The sequence below is a fragment of the Roseateles sp. NT4 genome (assembly GCF_051857475.1).
Lineage (GTDB): Bacteria > Pseudomonadota > Gammaproteobacteria > Burkholderiales > Burkholderiaceae_C > Pelomonas.
The window spans coordinates 1,975,357-1,991,747 of sequence record NZ_JBPZGZ010000001.1 but is presented as its reverse complement, the minus strand read 5'-3'; the positions used below and the strand labels follow the sequence as shown (position 1 = coordinate 1,991,747).

General features: G+C 67.5%; 18 protein-coding genes. 9 read left to right on the top strand and 9 right to left on the bottom strand.

Features of this window, described 5'->3' with window-relative positions:
* Position 1 precedes the first annotated feature (1 nt).
* Genes ACS5PN_RS09390 through ACS5PN_RS09380 form a run of 3 tightly spaced genes read right to left on the bottom strand, consistent with a single transcriptional unit; the run spans position 2 to position 2,812 of the window.
* Positions 2-1,366, bottom strand: coding sequence for a sensor histidine kinase (locus ACS5PN_RS09390; protein WP_439463653.1), 1,365 nt, complete (start codon positions 1,364-1,366; stop codon positions 2-4).
* Positions 1,335-2,021 carry a response regulator transcription factor gene (locus ACS5PN_RS09385; protein ID WP_439463652.1) on the bottom strand — a complete coding sequence of 229 codons (687 nt, stop codon included), beginning with the start codon at positions 2,019-2,021 and terminating at the stop codon, positions 1,335-1,337. The genes ACS5PN_RS09390 and ACS5PN_RS09385 overlap by 32 nt, the downstream gene beginning before the upstream one ends.
* Positions 2,021-2,812 carry a MipA/OmpV family protein gene (locus ACS5PN_RS09380; RefSeq protein ID WP_439463651.1) on the bottom strand — a complete coding sequence of 264 codons (792 nt, stop codon included), beginning with the start codon at positions 2,810-2,812 and terminating at the stop codon, positions 2,021-2,023. The genes ACS5PN_RS09385 and ACS5PN_RS09380 overlap by 1 nt, the downstream gene beginning before the upstream one ends.
* A 251-nt stretch (positions 2,813-3,063) precedes the next feature.
* Here ACS5PN_RS09380 and ACS5PN_RS09375 point away from each other — a divergent pair, with 251 nt between their 5' ends.
* Together ACS5PN_RS09375 and ACS5PN_RS09370 are read left to right on the top strand one after the other, a co-directional pair.
* Positions 3,064-3,216 (top strand): hypothetical protein, encoded by a 153-nt coding sequence (locus ACS5PN_RS09375; protein ID WP_439463650.1) that lies wholly within the window; start codon positions 3,064-3,066, stop codon positions 3,214-3,216.
* 104 nt (positions 3,217-3,320) lie between these two features.
* A complete protein-coding gene (locus ACS5PN_RS09370; RefSeq protein ID WP_439463649.1) occupies positions 3,321-4,001 on the top strand; it encodes a hypothetical protein in 681 nt (226 codons plus the stop codon).
* 6 nt (positions 4,002-4,007) lie between these two features.
* Here ACS5PN_RS09370 and ACS5PN_RS09365 read toward each other — a convergent pair whose 3' ends face one another.
* The 4 genes from ACS5PN_RS09365 to ACS5PN_RS09350 all read right to left on the bottom strand — a co-directional run bounded on the left by ACS5PN_RS09365 (position 4,008) and on the right by ACS5PN_RS09350 (position 7,517).
* Positions 4,008-4,442, bottom strand: coding sequence for a universal stress protein (locus ACS5PN_RS09365; protein WP_439463648.1), 435 nt, complete (start codon positions 4,440-4,442; stop codon positions 4,008-4,010).
* A gap of 81 nt (positions 4,443-4,523) precedes the next feature.
* Complete coding sequence (locus tag ACS5PN_RS09360; protein ID WP_439463647.1) at positions 4,524-5,339, bottom strand: sulfurtransferase; 816 nt, start codon at positions 5,337-5,339, stop codon at positions 4,524-4,526.
* A gap of 163 nt (positions 5,340-5,502) precedes the next feature.
* A complete protein-coding gene (locus tag ACS5PN_RS09355; protein WP_439463646.1) occupies positions 5,503-6,405 on the bottom strand; it encodes a DMT family transporter in 903 nt (300 codons plus the stop codon).
* Positions 6,405-7,517, bottom strand: coding sequence for an aromatic ring-hydroxylating oxygenase subunit alpha (locus ACS5PN_RS09350; RefSeq protein ID WP_439463645.1), 1,113 nt, complete (start codon positions 7,515-7,517; stop codon positions 6,405-6,407). The genes ACS5PN_RS09355 and ACS5PN_RS09350 overlap by 1 nt, the downstream gene beginning before the upstream one ends.
* A gap of 229 nt (positions 7,518-7,746) precedes the next feature.
* Between ACS5PN_RS09350 and xseB the strand changes: the two genes are divergently transcribed.
* Genes xseB through dxs form a run of 3 tightly spaced genes read left to right on the top strand, consistent with a single transcriptional unit; the run spans position 7,747 to position 10,810 of the window.
* A complete protein-coding gene (gene xseB, locus ACS5PN_RS09345; protein ID WP_439463644.1) occupies positions 7,747-8,007 on the top strand; it encodes an exodeoxyribonuclease VII small subunit in 261 nt (86 codons plus the stop codon).
* Positions 8,004-8,891, top strand: a complete 888-nt coding sequence (locus ACS5PN_RS09340; protein WP_439463643.1) for a polyprenyl synthetase family protein — start codon at positions 8,004-8,006, stop codon at positions 8,889-8,891. Before xseB ends, ACS5PN_RS09340 begins: the two co-directional genes overlap by 4 nt.
* Positions 8,892-8,902: 11 nt before the next feature.
* Positions 8,903-10,810, top strand: coding sequence for a 1-deoxy-D-xylulose-5-phosphate synthase (dxs, locus tag ACS5PN_RS09335; protein ID WP_439463642.1), 1,908 nt, complete (start codon positions 8,903-8,905; stop codon positions 10,808-10,810).
* Between the two features lie 58 nt (positions 10,811-10,868).
* Here the strand turns inward: dxs and ACS5PN_RS09330 are convergent, their stop codons facing one another.
* Both ACS5PN_RS09330 and ACS5PN_RS09325 read right to left on the bottom strand, forming a co-directional pair.
* Entirely contained in the window at positions 10,869-11,324 is a 456-nt protein-coding gene (locus ACS5PN_RS09330; RefSeq protein WP_439463641.1) for a DUF3592 domain-containing protein, read from the bottom strand.
* Positions 11,325-11,401: 77 nt separating this feature from the next.
* Positions 11,402-12,277 carry a LysR family transcriptional regulator gene (locus tag ACS5PN_RS09325; RefSeq protein WP_439463640.1) on the bottom strand — a complete coding sequence of 292 codons (876 nt, stop codon included), beginning with the start codon at positions 12,275-12,277 and terminating at the stop codon, positions 11,402-11,404.
* A gap of 70 nt (positions 12,278-12,347) precedes the next feature.
* Between ACS5PN_RS09325 and lysA the strand changes: the two genes are divergently transcribed.
* From lysA to ACS5PN_RS09305, 4 genes are read left to right on the top strand one after another with little or no spacing between them, the layout of a single operon-like run.
* On the top strand, positions 12,348-13,589 hold the full coding sequence (lysA, locus tag ACS5PN_RS09320) for a diaminopimelate decarboxylase (RefSeq protein WP_439463639.1): 1,242 nt from the start codon (positions 12,348-12,350) through the stop codon (positions 13,587-13,589).
* Between the two features lie 36 nt (positions 13,590-13,625).
* Positions 13,626-14,690, top strand: a complete 1,065-nt coding sequence (locus tag ACS5PN_RS09315) for a Gfo/Idh/MocA family protein (protein WP_439463638.1) — start codon at positions 13,626-13,628, stop codon at positions 14,688-14,690.
* 1 nt (position 14,691) lies between these two features.
* Positions 14,692-15,273, top strand: a complete 582-nt coding sequence (locus ACS5PN_RS09310) for an acyltransferase (RefSeq protein WP_439463637.1) — start codon at positions 14,692-14,694, stop codon at positions 15,271-15,273.
* Positions 15,273-16,370 (top strand): DegT/DnrJ/EryC1/StrS family aminotransferase, encoded by a 1,098-nt coding sequence (locus ACS5PN_RS09305; protein ID WP_439463636.1) that lies wholly within the window; start codon positions 15,273-15,275, stop codon positions 16,368-16,370. The genes ACS5PN_RS09310 and ACS5PN_RS09305 overlap by 1 nt, the downstream gene beginning before the upstream one ends.
* Positions 16,371-16,391 lie beyond the last annotated feature (21 nt).

The following is a 16,391-nucleotide window of genomic DNA, read 5'->3' as shown; positions in this document are numbered from 1 at the left end:
ATCAGCCGGCGGCCGACACCACCAGCCGCAGGCCCGGCTCGCCTGGCTGCGCCGTCAACGTCCAGCCGTGGGCCTGGGCGATTTCCTGGCAGATGGCCAGGCCCAGTCCGGCGCCATGGTCGCGGCGATGGGCGCCGCGCCAGAAGCGGACGAACAGCTTGGCCAGCTGGTCTGGCGCGACGCCGGGGCCGAAGTCGCGCACCGACAGCGTGGTGGCTTCCACGTCGATGACCACGGCCGTGCCAGCGGGTGCGTGCTGCACGGCGTTCTCGAGCAGGTTCTTGAGCAGCGTGAAGAGGGCGCCGCGGTCGGCCTGCCAGGTCACCGCGTCCGACGGGCCTGCCAGCTCGATGCCCACCTGTGCGGCGCGGGACATGCGGGCGAGATAGTCCGCGGCCTCGCGGGCCACATCCACCACATCGACCGGCGCCAGGCCGTAGTTGTTCGCTTCGCTGGCCTCGGCCAGCAGCAGGAGCTGCTGCACCTGGCGGGTCATGTGCGACACGTCGCGCAGCAGCGCGCCGCGTTCCTCGCCGGAAGGCATCAGCTCGATCTGTGCGCGGATGAGGGCCAGCGGCGTCTTCAGCTCGTGGGCCGCCGTGGCGAGAAACTCCTGCTGCACGCGGTAGCCGTGCTCCACACGCTCCAGCACGCGGTTGAAGCTCTCCACCAGCGGCGCGATCTCGGTGGGCGCGCGCTCGCTTTGCAGCCTGGCATGCAGGGAGCGCGGCGAGATCGCGGCTGCTGCGGCCGACAGCGCCTGCAAGGGCTTTTGCACATGGCGCATGGTGATGAAGGCGCAGACGCCGAACACGAACAGCAGCACCGCGCTGAACAGGCCGATGCCTATGCCCATGAAGGGCAGCGCGAACTCGAGCCTGATCAACTCGGCCAGCCGCGCGCTGTTGGCCATCTGAAAAAACCACTGCCGACCGCCGTGTTCGATGACCGCGGTGGCACCCTGGAAGGGGATGTTGGTCCGCGTGAAATCGATGCGTCCAGGCTTTGGCGCCGCCACCTCGCCGCTGGCCGGCGGCCAGAAGGCATCGCCCGCCTGCGACTGCAGGACGACCCGTCCCGAGCTGTCGAGGACGCGATACGCAACCTCTTCCTTCATGGTCTCGAAGACCCAGGAATGCTTCTCGTCAAAGCCGACGGGTACCCCTGACGCGTCGAACCTCATGTGCTTCGCCAGGCCTTCGGCGTTCTGGTTGACGTCTTCCTCCAGCAGGATGGGACTTCTGAAGGCCAGCAGGCCCTTGATGACCAGCACGATGAGCAGCACGCTCAGGACGACACCGGCCACATAGGCCAGGATGACCTTGAAGCTGAGGCTATTCGTCCACGCCCGATTCACGAAGCGCATATCCCAGATTCCTCACGTTGACGATGCGCTGGCGTGAGCCCACGGCTCCCAGCTTGCGGCGCAGGCGGTGCAGGGCCACGTCCAGCGCGTTGGGCGTGACCGCCTCGTCCAGCCCCCAACCGGCCGCTTCGAGGGCGCCGCGCCTGACGGTCTCGCCGGCCTTCTCCACCAGCAGCAGCATGATCTGCATCTCGGCCGCCGCCAGCGTGACGCTCTCGTCGCCGCAGCCAAGGGTGCCGGCGTCGGGGTGCAGTTGCAGGTCGCCCAGCCGGGGCGCGAGCGTGCGGCTCTGTGCCGGCCGGCGCAGCAGCGCGCGCACGCGCGCCACCATCTCGTCCATGGCGAAGGGCTTGGCCAGGTAGTCGTCGGCGCCGGCCTCCAGCCCCTCGACGCGGTCGTGCAGGGCGTCGCGCGCGGTCAGCACCAGACAGGGCGTGCCGAGGTCGGCGTCGCGCAGCCGCTTCAGCAGTTCCAGGCCGTCACCGCCGGGCAGGCCGCGGTCCAGCACCAGCGCGCGGTAGGGGATCTGCTGCAGGGCCGCCCAGGCCGCACTGACCCGGTCGACGACGTCGACGGCGATGCCGGCGTTGGCCAGCCCCTGGCTGATGAGCTGCGCCAGCCGTTCGTGATCCTCGACCAGCAGGATGCGATTCATCAGAAGCGGTAGAGATAGCCCAGCAGCACGCGGTTCTCGGTCGAGCGGTCGACCAGCGGGCTGTTCTTGATTTCCTTGGCCAGGCGGGTGACGCCGACGTCGAGGAACATGGAGTGGTGGCGGTCGAATAGATAGGCGCTGTGCAGGCCCAGCTCGGTGTTGACGCCGGCCTTGCCGGTGTGGGCTGCGCGGCCAGCGTTGGCCTCGTGGCTGCGGACGCCGAAATAGTAGTCGACGTATTTCTTGTCCAGCCACGTTGCGCCCAGGCGCGGCGTCAGCATCAGCTGCGGTCCGAAGCGCAAGGTCTTCTCCAGGCTGAGCCCGAAGCGCTGGCCCTTGCTGTGGCCCGAGGCGTCCGCCGACCAGTCGGCGCTCAGGTGGGCGACGTCGTTGCGCCAAGTCGCCTTGGCGCCCATCCAGAAGCCGCTCTTGCGCTCGTCCATGCCCTTCAGGATGGGCGCGTCGTCGGCCTCGTAGCCGCCCATGTCGAAGCGGCCCAGCAGCCGGAAGTCGATGGATTGCTTGTCGTTCAGCCCCAGGCGCGGCAGCTTGATCTCGGCGCCCAGGCCGCTGAACTTGAACCAGCTGTTCTCGTAGCTCAGCAGGGGCAGCACGCGGGTCTCGCGGTCCATGCCCGCATAGGGCTGCTGCTTGGAGATCGCCGCGATACCCAGGGCCCAGGGCGAGGCCTGGCCCTCCTGGGCGCCGGGAGCGGCCGCGGCCATCAGCGGTGCCATCGCAGCACACGACAAGGCCAGGCGTTGGGGGAGAGAAAGGTACAGCGGTCGCATGGGCGTTCCCGGAGGGGCAGGGTGAAAGGGCGCTCATCGTCGGTGCGGCCGTCTTACCGACGACTTACCGGCCCGACTGCGGTGCGGGGCCTGGCGCGGTAAGTCCCCGGAAAGTCGGTTGGCCGAACAGTCGATCCGATGCGATTCACACCTCCTTCCCGCCTGGCCTGGGCCGCAGCAGGCCTGCTGCGTGCCGCGGCCGCCGCCTCGGCATCGCCGGGCTCCAACGCTCACGTCACCGAGGACACGACATGCAAGCCTCCACCCAACGCCTTCTGTGGACCTTCTTCATCGCCATTGCCGGCGCAGCCGTCTTGCTTGTCAGCGCCGCGCACGCGCCGCCGCCGGAGTTGACACCGGCGGTGATGGGTGTCTGTCCATCGACGCCCGTGCGGTGCCCGTAGCGCGTTGGGTTCTCTACAGGTGAACAGGCATCCTCGCGATGCACTGCTAAGCTTCCATTCGATGTGGCTGACTTGAATAGCTCCGAATGTCGTGGCTTGCTCGCGTGATCCTCGCGCTGTTCGCCAGCGTGTTCGGCCTTGTGATGGTGACTCCGCCGAAGGGCTCAGATCACTCATGGGGAGCCTATCTGTTCGGGGCTTTCTGCTTTGCCATCGCACTCGTGTGCGTGCTCAAGGGCAGGGCGGCTCAGATAGTTGGCGCCTTCATCGCGCTCTGCATTGCTTGCGCCGGCTTGGCCAATTTGGGATCGGCGCTGATGGACGCACCCTTCTTCATGGGCCGCCGCAGCGATGTGTCGGTGCTGAACGCATTGCTCTTTTGCGGTGTCTTCGGCGTTCCCGCCGCCATGTATTTATGGGCAACGCGGTTCGGATTCGCTGCGCCGGCCAAGCCCATCAGCGAGCAATTGGCCGTTGAATTTGACGAAAGTGGTGCAGCGACAAAGGTGCTGGATGGCCTTGAGGAGCGATGGAATCAGAGATTCTTCTGGCCGGACGTCGAGCGGGTCTGCTTCAAGGATGAAGGGCTTGCCAACTCGGATCTCATTCTGATTTCTCTGCGCAGCACCGAGACCCGCGTGATCGTTCCAACTGAAGCCCGAGGCGGGGTTCAGTTCATTGGCGAACTGGCGGCGCGAGACCTGTTTCCGGAACACGTTTGGCGCCAGGCCGTCGCGGAAACTGGCGGGGGAACGCATTGCTGGCCTCCGCACGAGAAGGCCTAGCTCGCTTTATTTGACGATGAGCACCGGCGTCTCGATGTGGGTCAGCACCTTCTGCGCCTCGCTGCCCAGCAGCAGGGCCGCAAAGCCCTTGCGGCCGTGCGAGGCCATGACGATGAGGTCGACGTTCTCGGCCTTGGCGTGGTCGACGATGGCTTCCCAGGCATGCAGGGCCTCGGCCGTGTGCGCCTTGCAGGAGAGTCCGGCGGCCGCAGCCGACGCGCTGACGGCCTCGACGCGCTGCGTGGCGACGCGCAGCTGGGCGTCGATGAACTCCTGGGGCGGTACCGGCTGGATCTCGGAGACCGCGCTGTAGGGAAAGGGCTCCATGACGCTGAGCGTCAGCAGCTGGGCGCCGTGCACCTTGGCGAGCTGGATGGCGGTGTCCACCGCGTGGGCGGTGATGTCGGAGCCGTCAGTGGGGACGAGGATGCGCTTGAACATTCGGTCCTCCAGTCGTTGCGGAGAACCACAGTGTGGCCCAACGGGGGACGGAATGCTTGTCGGAGATCAAGCCTTTGTGCGTCAGCCCTTGGCGATGGGGCGGCGCGGGTCGGACGACCATTCGCTCCAGGAGCCGGGATAGAGCAGGCCGTCGCCGAGGCCGGCGTGGGCCATGGCGAGCAGGTTGTGACAGGCCGTCACGCCGGAGCCGCACTGGTGCACGACGACGTCGGCGGCCAGGGGCTGCAGTTCGGCGCGCAGTTGCTCAACCGGCTTGAAGCGGCCGTCGGCACCGAGGTTGTCCTTGAAGAAGCGATTGCTGGCGCCGGGGATGTGGCCGGCGGCCTTGTCCAGGGGCTCGACCTCGCCGCGGAAGCGCTCGGCGGCACGGGCGTCGATGAGGCGGACGCTGCCGAGCTTCTTCAGCAGCGTGGCGGCATCGATCTGGCTGACCAGCGGCTCGCCAGGTTGCCAATCGCTGGGCGTGGCCGTCGGCACATCGGTCGACATCTCGCCTTCCCAGGCACCGTCCAGCACGGCGATCTCGGCATGACCCAGCCAGCGCAGCATCCACCACAGATGGGCGCCGTAGGGGCCACCCTGGCGGTCGTAGGCGACGACCTGGCGGCCGGGGGGCAGGCCCAGGCGGCGCAGGGTGGCGGCGAAGGTCTCGCGCTCGGGCAGCGGGTGGCGGCCGCGGAAAGAGCCGTCGGCGGCAGTCTTGTCACCGCAGAGGTCGCGGTCCAGGTGCAGATAGAAGGCGCCCGGGATGTGGCCGGCCGCGTAGGCACGCTCACCGGCCTCGGTGTCGGCGAGGTCGAAGCTGCACTCGATGATCAGCGGGTTGGACAGCGCGCGCAGTTCGGCGGGGGAGATGAGGGTCGTGTAGGTCTTCATGTCAATGATCCATTCGGCGATCGATTCCGGGCCGAGCGCTGGGCCGCTCCCGAGCCGGCCCGTCTGGCGATGTGCTTGCGGCTCGATGCCGCAAGCATCGCCGTCCCCTCGGGGGACCGGTCAGACGCACCGCGTTCAGCGGTGTGCGGCTGGACGAGGGGCTTCATGACTCAGCGGGGTTGAACTGGCTGTCTTTTGCTGGGGGTGCGACCTTGCTGCGCAGCAGCGTGGCCGCAATGCCAGCGCCGATGATGAGCAGCATGCCGAAGAAGGCGTACCAGGTCAGCGGGTCCTTGAACAGCAGCATGCCGTAGATGAAGGAGAACACGATGCCCAGGTATTGCAGGCAGGCGTTCACCAGCGGCCGCCCGATGGAATAGGCCCGCGTCAGGCAGACCTGGGCGGTGGTGGCCAGCACGCCGACGGCCAGCAGCAGACTGGCGCCCCACCAGGTGTGGCTGTGCAGGCCGCCCTCGGCGATGGCGGTGATGACGGCGCCGGCCACGCAGCCGCCGACCGAGAAATAGAAGACGACGCGCAGCTCGGGCTCGCCGACGCGGCCCAGGGCCGTGACCTGCAGATAGGCCATCGCGGCGATCATGCCGGACAGCAGGCCGGACAGGCCGTGCCAGAGCTGCTGCTGGTCCAGCGTGGGCCGCAGGATCAGGGCGACACCGACGAAGCCCAGCAGTACCGAAGCCATCAACCGCCAGTCCAGGCGCTGGGCGCCCATCAGCACGGCGCCGCCGAGCAGGAAGAGGGCCATCCACACCGACGACATGTAGTTCAGCGTCATGGCCGTGGCCAGGGGCAGCTTGCCGATGGCATAGAACCACAGGCACAGCGAGGTGACGCCGGAGATGCTGCGCCACAGATGCATGCCGGGCAGGCGGGTCTTGAGGCTGATGCCGGCGCGATGCGACAGCACGGCCATCATGACCGAGCCCACCAGGCCGCGGTACATGACGATCTCGCTGGCCGCGTAGAACTCGCTGGCCAGCTTGACGCAGACCCCCATGGTGGCGAACAGCAGCGTCGCCGCCACCATGAGCAGCGGAGCGGGCATTACAGCGGCGCGCCGATCTCGTTCCGGTACCACTCGTGGAAGTGCTGCATGCCGTCTTCCATCGGGCTCTGGTAGGGGCCGGTCTCGTTGTCGCCGCGCATCATCAGGGCCTTGCGGCCGGCATCCATGCGCTCGGCGATCTCGTCGTCTTCCACGCAGGTTTCCATGTAGGCGGCCTGGTGGGCCTCGACGAAGTCGCGCTCGAAGGCGGCGATCTCCTCGGGGTAGTAGAACTCGACGAGGTTGACGGTCTTCTGCGGCGACACCGGGTGCAGCGTCGACACGACCAGCACATGCGGGTACCACTCGACCATGATGTGCGGGTAGTAGGTCAGCCAGATGGCGCCGGCCTCGGGCGGACGGCCCTCGCGGTACTTCAGCAGCTCGTCATGCCAGCGCTGGTAGACCGGCGAGCCCGGGCGCTCCAGCCCCTTGTGCACGCCCACCGTCTGCACCGAATGGTGCTTGCCGAACTCCCAGGCCAGGTCGTCGCAGCTGACGAAGGCGCCGAGGCCGGGGTGGAAGGGGCCGACGTGGTAGTCCTCGAGGTAGACCTCGATGAAGGTCTTCCAGTTGTAGTTGCACTCGTGGACCTGGACCTTGTCGAGCACATAGCCGGAGAAGTCGAGCTGGGCGCGGGGGCCGAGCTGGGCCAGTTCGGCGGCCACGTCATGGCCGTTGTCCTCGAACAGCAGGCCGTTCCATTCCTGCAGCTTGTAGCGGTTCAGGTTCAGGCAGGGGTCGTGGTCGAAGTGCGGTGCACCAATCAGCTCGCCCTGATGTGAATATGTCCAGCGATGCAGGGGACAGACGATATTGGCCTGGGTGTTGCCACGGCCCCGGAGCATCAGCGCCTGGCGGTGGCGGCAGACATTGGAGATCAGCTCCAGCCCCGAGGCCGAGCGCACCAGGGCGCGGCCTTCGCCTTCCTGGGGCAGGGCGTAGTGGTCGCCGATTTCAGGGACGGCCAGCGCATGGCCGACGTAGCGGGGCCCTCGCTGGAAGATGCTGGCCTGCTCGCGCTGGAACAGTTCGGAATCGAAATAGGCGCTCACCGGGAGCTGAGTCTGGCTGCGTTGTAGCGCCGAGACGGGGAGGCTCAGGTCGGACATGATCCAGGCGGGTCTTTCAGGCGAGTAGAGGTGCTGCGTCCCTCCGGCGCATCTCGGGGTTGCCGAGTCGGCCAGGTTGCTAGGTGGTGGAGAAGGTGCCGCGCGCGTGCGCGCTCGGGCGAGAGGTCCGGGATTCTACCCATGCCGTCGCGCGGTGGCGGCGGGCGGTGACGGGCGCTTACGGGAATGCCCGGGTCCGCTGACTACAATTGCCGTTTCGCGTTTTGAAATGACAAAGTCCTCTCCCCGCACCAAGGCCGTCGCGACCGACGCCGATGCCGATCTCAGCTACGAGCAGGCGCTCGACGAGCTGGAGCGCATGGTGGCGGCCATGGAGGGGCAGCAGTTGCCGCTGGATCAGCTGTTGCACAGCTACAAGCGCGGCGCCGAGCTGCTGGCCTTGTGCCGCGGCAGGCTGCAAGCCGTCGAGCAGCAGGTGAAGTTGCTGGACGGCGCCGAACTGAAGGCCTGGGAGGGCCCTGAATCTTGAATGCACAGGACTTTGACCGCTGGGTGCAGGCGTCTTTGAACGCTTTCGAAGCGGCGCTGGACGATCTCGTTCCCGCCACTGCGCCGGCCGGCCTCGGCGAGGCGATGCGTTATGCAGTGCTGGGTGGAGGCAAGCGTCTTCGCCCCTTGCTGGTGCAGGCAAGCTGCGCCGCGGTGGGGGGCGACAGCTTTGCCGCCATGCGTGCGGCCTGCGCGGTCGAGCTCATCCATGCCTACTCGCTGGTGCACGACGACATGCCCTGCATGGATGACGACGTGATGCGCCGCGGCAAGCCGACGACCCACGTGGCCTTCGGCGAGGCCCAGGCCATGCTGGCGGGCGATGCCATGCAGGCCCTGGCCTTCGACGTGTTGACGCCGGACACCGGCATCGCGCCGGCCCTGCAGGCGCGCCTGTGCGCGCTGCTGGCCCGCTCGGCCGGCCACGACGGCATGGCCGGCGGACAGGCCATCGATCTGGCCAGCATCGGCAAGGCCCTGGATGAGCGCACGCTGCGCGACATGCACCGCCGCAAGACCGGCGTGCTGCTGCAGGCCAGCGTCATGATGGGCGCAGCCTGCGGACCGGCCTCGGCGCAGGCCACCCAGTCGCTGTCGGACTACGGCTCGGCCCTGGGCCTGGCCTTCCAGGTGGTCGACGACATCCTGGACGTGACGCAGGATTCCGAAGTGCTGGGCAAGACGGCCGGCAAGGATCAGGACGCCAACAAGCCCACCTATGTCAGCGTGCTGGGCCTGGAGGCCGCACGCGCGCTGGCGCAGCAGTTGCGCGCGGAAGCCAAGGCGGCGCTGGCTGCCAGCGGCCTGGCCGATGTGAGCCACCTCAGCCTGCTGGCCGACTCCGTTGTAGAGCGGGACAACTAAAGAGGACCGCCATGGAATACACGCTGCTGAAAAACATAGCCAGCCCGGCGGACCTGCGCCGCCTGCCGCGCACCGAACTTCATCGCCTGGCCGACGAATTGCGCGCCTATGTGCTGGAAAGTGTCTCCAAGACCGGCGGCCACCTGGGTTCCAATCTCGGCACGGTCGAGCTGACGGTGGCCCTGCACTATGTCTTCAACACCCCGGACGACCGGCTGGTGTGGGACGTGGGCCACCAGACCTATCCGCACAAGGTGTTGACCGGCCGGCGCGACCGCATGCCGGGCCTGCGTCAACTGGGCGGCATCAGCGGCTTCCCGCGCCGCGACGAGAGCGAGTACGACACCTTCGGCACCGGCCACTCGTCCACCAGCATCTCCGCCGCCCACGGCATGGCCATGGCCTTCAAGTTGAAGGGCGAGGACCACAAGGCCGTGGCCATCATCGGCGACGGCTCGATGACGGCCGGCATGGCTTTCGAGGCGCTGAACAACGCCGGCGTGGCCCATGGCGGCCTGATGGGCGACCTGCTCGTCATCCTGAATGACAACGACATGTCCATCAGCCCGCCGGTCGGCGCGCTGAACAAATACCTGGCGCGACTGATGAGCGGCAGCTTCTATGCCGCCGCCCGCGAGAGCGCCAAGAGCGTGCTGAAGAACACGCCGCTCTACGAGTTCGCGCGCAAGTTCGAGGAGCACACCAAGGGCATGGTCGTGCCGGGCACCATCTTCGAGGAGTTCGGTTTCAACTATGTCGGCCCCATCGACGGCCACGACCTGGACTCGCTGATCCCGACGCTGGAGAACCTGCGCGACAAGAAAGGTCCGCAGTTCCTGCACATCGTCACCAAGAAGGGCGCCGGCTACAAGCTGGCCGAGGCCGACCCGGTCAAGTACCACGCCGCCTCCGGCAAGTTCGATCCGGCTGTGGGCTTCGTCAAGCCGGCCACGCCGCCCAAGACGACCTTCACCCAGGTGTTCGGCGACTGGCTGTGCGACATGGCCGAGGCCGACCCGCGCCTGGTGGGCATCACGCCGGCCATGCGCGAAGGCTCGGGCATGGTCGAGTTCCACAAGCGCTTCCCGCAGCGCTATCACGACGTCGGCATCGCCGAGCAGCACTCGGTCACCTTCGCCGCCGGCCTGGCCTGCGAGGGCATCAAGCCCGTCGTCGCCATCTACTCGACCTTCCTGCAGCGCGCCTACGACCAGATGGTCCATGACGTGGCCATCCAGAACCTGCCCGTGCTGTTCGCGCTGGACCGTGCCGGCCTCGTCGGCGCCGACGGCGCGACCCACGCCGGCAACTACGACATCGCCTACACGCGCTGCATTCCCAACATGGCCGTGCTGACGCCGGCCGACGAGGACGAATGCCGCCAGGCCCTGTACACCGGCTTCATGCACAACGGCCCGGTGACGGTGCGTTATCCGCGCGGCGCCGGCGTCGGCGTCGTGCCCGTCAAGCAGATGACGGCCCAGGCCTGGGGCAAGGGCGAGGTGCGCCGTGAGAGCCACAACAGCGGTCAACGCATCGCCATCCTGGCCTTCGGCACGCTGCTGTATCCGGCCCTGGAAGTGGCAGAACGCCTGGACGCGACGGTGGCGAACATGCGTTTCGTCAAGCCGCTGGACACCGAACTGGTGGTCGAGCTGGCGCGCACCCATGACGCCATCGTCACGGTCGAAGACGGCTGCCTCATGGGAGGCGCCGGCAGCGCCGTCACCGAGGCGCTGAATGCCGCCGGCATCAGCGTGCCGGTGCTTCAGATCGGCCTGCCCGACGAATTCGTCGAGCATGGCGACCCGGCCAAACTGATGAGCCTGTGCGGCCTGGACGCGGCCGGCATCGAGGCCAGCATCGTCAAGCGCTTTGGCGAGAAACCGACGGTGGTCAGGGCGACGGCGGCACGCTGACGCTTCTCGAAGCAACCCCGATCAGAGGGCTACTTGGGGGATCGCCTGAGCCGACGCGTCAGCGTGAGCGCTTTGAAGAGAAGAAGAAGCGCAGGACCAGAATGGCGATACCGCCGAACAGCATCCAGCGCCCGACGCCTTTCTCGGCATCGGAGTAGTCTTCCTTGTTGACGTCGGCAAGCGTGTGCGGATCTTCGGGAAGGTAGCGAACCGTCATCACCGCCGGGGCTGATTTGTCTCGCAATGCCCGGCCCAGCTCGTGGGGAACCCCGACTTCATCGCGAATTTCCTGGCCGGATTCGGTGGTGAAGCGGATGTGCGCGGTGTAGCTGCTGTCCTCGTGGCTTCTCTTCTTTTCCTGCCATTCCAGCTTGGTGATCTCGGCCTCGGCCGTCTTCCCATGCGCGTTCAAGGCGGCAGCCTTGGCGGCGTTCTTGTGGCCGAGAAACATGAAAAGGGCGCCGAAGCCGACGAGGCAAACCGCGACGGCGGGGCTGCGAAGAAATCCGAACATGCGCTTGATCTCCCTGGTGCAAATCTGTCCCTGGCCTGCCAAGCGGCACAGGGCTGTGTTTTGCGTTCGATTGTCGTTCAGGCGCGCAGCGCGGCCAGCAGCGCGTCGACCAGGGGCTGCGCCGGCCGGTGCAGCGGGATGAGCGCCGAGACGCGGTAGGGAATCGACACCGTCAAGGGACGTACGACCAGGCCCTCGCTCGCGCAAGCAGCGGCCGTCAGCGGGTTGACGATGGCCACACCCAGCCGGGCCCGCACCAGTTCACAGACGGCCACCGCGCTGTGCGTCTGCACGCGCAGCCGACGCTGGATGCCCGCGGCCTCGAAGCGCGCGTCGATCTCGCGCCGGTAGGGGTCGTCCTCGGCCAGGCTGATGAAGTCCTGACCCTGAAAGTCCTGCAAGGCCAGCCGCTTGCGCGACGCCAGCGCATGGCCGGCCGGCAGCACCGCCACTTCATCGGCCTCCAGCACCGGTTCCACGCGCACGCCGGCCAGCGGCGTGGCCTGCTCGGCCAGGCCGAGGTCAAAGCGCTGCTCGCTGATCCAGGCATCCAGCAGCGGCGGCTCGGCCGGGGTGATGGAGACGCGGGCGGACGGGTGGGCGCTCAACAGTCGCTCCAGCGCGCCGGGCAGCAGGGCGTGGCTCAGGGCGGGCAGGCTCAGCAAGCTCAGCTCGGCATCCTCGGAACGGCCCAGGGCCTGCGCTCTTTCAATGACGCGCCCCAGCCCCTGGAAGCTGCGTTCCACCTCGTCGAACAGGGCCCGCGCGCGGGCCGTGGCCTTGAGCCGGCCGCGCTCGCGTTCGAACAGGACGTAGCCCAGCAACTGCTCCAGGCGCGCGAGGTCGCGGCTCAGGGTGGGCTGGGAGGTGTGCAGCAGGGCGGCGGCGCCCGTGACGCTGCCGGCCGTCATGACGGCGCGAAAGACCTCGATGTGGCGGTGCTGGATATCCATATCAGGATTGAATTGTCGCTGCACAAATTGCAATTTGATTGAATGGGTGGCCAAGCGCATGCTGCAAGCCATGACCAAGCCCCTGCCCACCGCCCTGAATCCCGCCCGCCTGCAGGCCCTGGCCGCCGAGCACGGCACGCCGCTGTGGGTCTATGACGCCGCCACCATCCGCGATCGCGTCGCCTCGCTCAAGCGCTTCGACGTCGTGCGTTTCGCGCAGAAGGCCTGCTCCAACATCCATGTGCTGAAGCTGCTGCGCGAGGCCGGCGTCAAGGTCGACTCGGTGTCGCGCGGCGAGATCCTGCGCGCCCTGGCGGCCGGCTACACCGCGGGTGGCGACGAGATCGTCTTCACGGCCGACCTGCTGGACCATGCGACGCTGGCCACGGTCGTCGAGCACCGCATCCCCGTCAATGCCGGCTCCATCGACATGCTGGAGCAGCTGGGCCAGGCCTCGTCCGGCCACCCGGTCTGGCTGCGCATCAACCCCGGCTTCGGCCACGGCCACAGCCACAAGACCAACACCGGTGGCGAGCACAGCAAGCACGGCATCTGGCATGCCGACCTGGGCGCGGCCCTTGCCGCCATTCGCCGGCACGGTCTGAAGCTCGTGGGCCTGCACATGCATATCGGCTCGGGCGTGGACTACGAGCATCTGGCCCAGGTGGGGCAGGCCATGGTGGGCCTGGTGCGCGAGACCGTCGCGGCCGGCCATGACCTGCATGCCATCTCGGCGGGCGGCGGCCTGTCCATTCCCTACCGCGATGGCGACGCCCGCATCGACGTGGCGCATTACTTCGGCCTCTGGGATGCCGCCCGCCGCGAGGCGGAAGGCCTGGTAGGCCACGCGCTGAAGCTGGAGCTGGAACCGGGCCGTTATCTCGTCGCCGAGAGCGCCGTGCTGCTGGCCGAGGTGAGGGCGGTCAAGAACGCCGGCGCGAACCGCTTCGTGCTGGTGGACGCAGGCTTCAACGAGCTGATGCGCCCGGCCATGTATGGCGCCTTCCACGCCATGAGCCTGATCGGTGCCGGCGGTGCCGAGCAGCCCACCGTCGTTGCCGGGCCGCTGTGCGAATCGGGCGATGTGTTCACGCAAGGCCCCGGCGGCGAGGTGCTGACGCGCGACCTGCCGCCCGCCCGCGTCGGCGACCTGCTCGTCATTCATGACGCGGGGGCCTATGGCGCCTCCATGTCCAGCAACTACAACAGCCGGCCGCTGGCGGCCGAGGTGCTGGTCGATGGCGAAGCCAACCGCCTGATCCGCCGCCGCCAGACGGTGGAAGAACTGCTGGCCTTGGAAGCCGGGCTTTGATCGGACAATCCGGGGATTGAGTTCTCCAGATTGCCCATGCCCACCTCCCGCCCGCCCGTCCAGGGTCGCAAGGTCCGCTTCGCGCTGATCGGCTGCGGCCGCATCGCCCAGAACCACATCGAGGCCATCGCCCGCCATGCGGACCGGGCCGAGCTGGTGGCCGTCTGCGACAGCGACGCCGTGGCCCTGGCGGCTGCGGCGCAGAAGTCCGGTGCGCGGCCCTTCGCCGGCTTGTCCGAGCTGCTGGCGGCCGATCTCGGCATCGACTGCGTCGTGCTGACGACGCCCAGCGGCCTGCATCCGCGCCAGACCATGGAGGCCGCCCGTGCCGGCCTGCATGTGATGACCGAGAAACCCATGGCCACGCGCTGGCAGGACGGCCTGGACATGGTCAAGGCCTGCGACGACGCCGGCGTGCGCCTCTTCGTCGTCAAGCAGAACCGCCGCAACTCCACGCTGCAGCTGCTCAAGCGCGCCGTCGCCGAGGGCCGCTTCGCCCGCCTCTACAACGTCGCCGTCAATGTGTTCTGGACGCGCCCCCAGGCCTATTACGACAGCGCCGAATGGCGCGGCACCTGGGAGTTCGACGGCGGCGCCTTCATGAACCAGGCCAGCCATTACATCGACCTGCTGGACTGGATCGTCGGCCCGGTGGAGAGCGTCATGGCCTATACCGGCACTCTGGCGCGCAACATCGAGGTGGAAGACACCGGCGTGGCGGCGCTGAAGTGGCGCAACGGCGCCCTGGGCACGGTCAATGTCAGCATGCTGACCTACCCGAAGAACCTCGAGGGCTCGATCACGCTGCTGGGCGAGAAGGGCTCGGTGCGCATCGGCGGCGTGGCCGTCAACGAGATCCAGCACTGGCAGTTCGACGCGCCGCACGAGATGGACGGCCAGATCGCCGATGCCAGCTACCAGACCACCTCGGTCTATGGCTTCGGCCATCCGCTGTACTACGACAACGTCATCAACACGCTGCGCGGCGAGGCCCATGCCGAGACTGATGGCCGCGAGGGCCTGAAGTCGCTGGAGCTGCTGATCGCGATGTATATGAGCGCCCGCGACGGCAAGCGCATCAACCTGCCTTTGTCCTATTGAGATGCCGACGACCATCCATCCCAGCGCCATCGTCGACGAAGGCGCCCAGCTGGGCGCCGACTGCCGCGTCTGGCATTTTGTGCACATCAGCGCCGGCGCGCGCATCGGCGCGCGCTGCTCCTTCGGCCAGAACGTCTATGTCGGCAACGACGTGGCCATCGGCAACAACGTCAAGATCCAGAACAACGTGTCGGTCTACGACGCGGTGACGCTGGAGGACGATGTCTTCTGCGGCCCCAGCATGGTGTTCACCAATGTCTACAACCCGCGCTCGGCCGTGGCTCGCAAGGACGAATACCGCCGCACGCTGGTGAAGCAGGGCGCAACGCTGGGCGCCAACTCAACCGTTGTTTGCGGCACCACCATCGGCCGCCATGCCTTCATCGGCGCGGGCGCCGTCATCAACCGTGACGTGCCCGACTTCGCGCTGATGGTGGGCGTGCCCGCGAAGCAGATCGGCTGGATGAGCCGCTACGGCGAGAAGCTCGACCTGCCCGTGGCGAGTGAACAGCCCATCGAAGCCACCTGCCCCCACACCGGCGACCGCTACCGCCTCAGCGGCCACCAACTCGAATTGATCTGATGGACTTCATCGACCTCAAGAGCCAGTACGCGGCTCTGCGCGACAACATCAACGCCCGCATCCAGAAGGTGCTGGACCATGGCCAGTACATCCTCGGCCCCGAGGTCAAGGAGATGGAGGCTGCCCTGGTCGCCTACACCGGCGCCAAGCACTGCATCAGCGTGGCCAGCGGTACCGAGGCCCTGCTGATCTGCCTGATGGCCCTGGACATGCAGCCCGGCGACGAGGTCATCACCAGCCCCTTCACCTTCGCCGCCACGGCCGAGATGATCGTGCTTGCCGGCGGCGTGCCGGTCTTTGTCGACATCGAGGCCGACACGGCCAATATCGATGCGAGCCTCATCGAGGCCGCCATCACGCCGCGCACCAAGGCCATCATGCCGGTCAGCCTGTATGGCCAGGTGGCGGACATGGATGCCATCAACGCCATTGCCGCCCAGCATGGCCTGGCCGTCATCGAGGACGCGGCCCAGAGCTTCGGTGCCTCGTATCAGGGCCGCAAGAGCTGCAACGTGTCCACCTTGGGCTGCACCAGCTTCTTCCCCAGCAAGCCGCTGGGTTGCTACGGCGACGGCGGCGCCATCTTCACCAGCGACGACCAGCTCGCCCAGGCCTGCCGCGAGATCCGCACCCACGGCCAGAGCCAGCGCTATCTGCACACGAGGCTCGGCGTGGGCGGCCGCATGGACACCCTGCAATGTGCCGTGGTGTTGGGCAAGCTGGACCGCTTCGAGTGGGAGATCGCCCGCCGCCTCGAGCTGGGCGATGCCTATGAGCGCAAGCTCAAGGCCGCCGTTCCCGGTCTGCAGTTGCTGGCCGTGCGCCCCGACCGCGACTGCGTGTGGGCCCAGTACACCGTCTTCGTCGACGACCGCGATGTCTTGCAGGCCAAGCTGAAGGCCGCCGGCGTGCCGACCGCCGTGCATTACCCGCGCCCTTTGCATCACCAGCCGGCCTATGCGCGCTTCGCCCGAGCCGACGACTGCCCCAACAGCATTGCCGCCGCGGCCCGCGTGATGAGCCTGCCGATGAGCGCCGACCTGACGGACGCGCAACAAGATCACGTCGTGGCCAGTTTGGCGGCTGCCATCGGCTGAGCCAGTTAGCCCAAAGTCCGG

Bases quoted from the DNA above. Each gene is read 5' to 3' on its own strand.
- ACS5PN_RS09390 (WP_439463653.1), bottom strand. From the start codon at position 1,366: ATGCGCTTCGTGAATCGGGCGTGGACGAATAGCCTCAGCTTCAAGGTC.
- ACS5PN_RS09385 (WP_439463652.1), bottom strand. From the start codon at position 2,021: ATGAATCGCATCCTGCTGGTCGAGGATCACGAACGGCTGGCGCAGCTC.
- ACS5PN_RS09380 (WP_439463651.1), bottom strand. From the start codon at position 2,812: ATGCGACCGCTGTACCTTTCTCTCCCCCAACGCCTGGCCTTGTCGTGT.
- ACS5PN_RS09375 (WP_439463650.1), top strand. From the start codon at position 3,064: ATGCAAGCCTCCACCCAACGCCTTCTGTGGACCTTCTTCATCGCCATT.
- ACS5PN_RS09365 (WP_439463648.1), bottom strand. From the start codon at position 4,442: ATGTTCAAGCGCATCCTCGTCCCCACTGACGGCTCCGACATCACCGCC.
- ACS5PN_RS09360 (WP_439463647.1), bottom strand. From the start codon at position 5,339: ATGAAGACCTACACGACCCTCATCTCCCCCGCCGAACTGCGCGCGCTG.
- ACS5PN_RS09355 (WP_439463646.1), bottom strand. From the start codon at position 6,405: ATGCCCGCTCCGCTGCTCATGGTGGCGGCGACGCTGCTGTTCGCCACC.
- ACS5PN_RS09350 (WP_439463645.1), bottom strand. From the start codon at position 7,517: ATGTCCGACCTGAGCCTCCCCGTCTCGGCGCTACAACGCAGCCAGACT.
- xseB (WP_439463644.1), top strand. From the start codon at position 7,747: ATGACAAAGTCCTCTCCCCGCACCAAGGCCGTCGCGACCGACGCCGAT.
- dxs (WP_439463642.1), top strand. From the start codon at position 8,903: ATGGAATACACGCTGCTGAAAAACATAGCCAGCCCGGCGGACCTGCGC.
- ACS5PN_RS09330 (WP_439463641.1), bottom strand. From the start codon at position 11,324: ATGTTCGGATTTCTTCGCAGCCCCGCCGTCGCGGTTTGCCTCGTCGGC.
- ACS5PN_RS09325 (WP_439463640.1), bottom strand. From the start codon at position 12,277: ATGGATATCCAGCACCGCCACATCGAGGTCTTTCGCGCCGTCATGACG.
- lysA (WP_439463639.1), top strand. From the start codon at position 12,348: ATGACCAAGCCCCTGCCCACCGCCCTGAATCCCGCCCGCCTGCAGGCC.
- ACS5PN_RS09315 (WP_439463638.1), top strand. From the start codon at position 13,626: ATGCCCACCTCCCGCCCGCCCGTCCAGGGTCGCAAGGTCCGCTTCGCG.
- ACS5PN_RS09310 (WP_439463637.1), top strand. From the start codon at position 14,692: ATGCCGACGACCATCCATCCCAGCGCCATCGTCGACGAAGGCGCCCAG.
- ACS5PN_RS09305 (WP_439463636.1), top strand. From the start codon at position 15,273: ATGGACTTCATCGACCTCAAGAGCCAGTACGCGGCTCTGCGCGACAAC.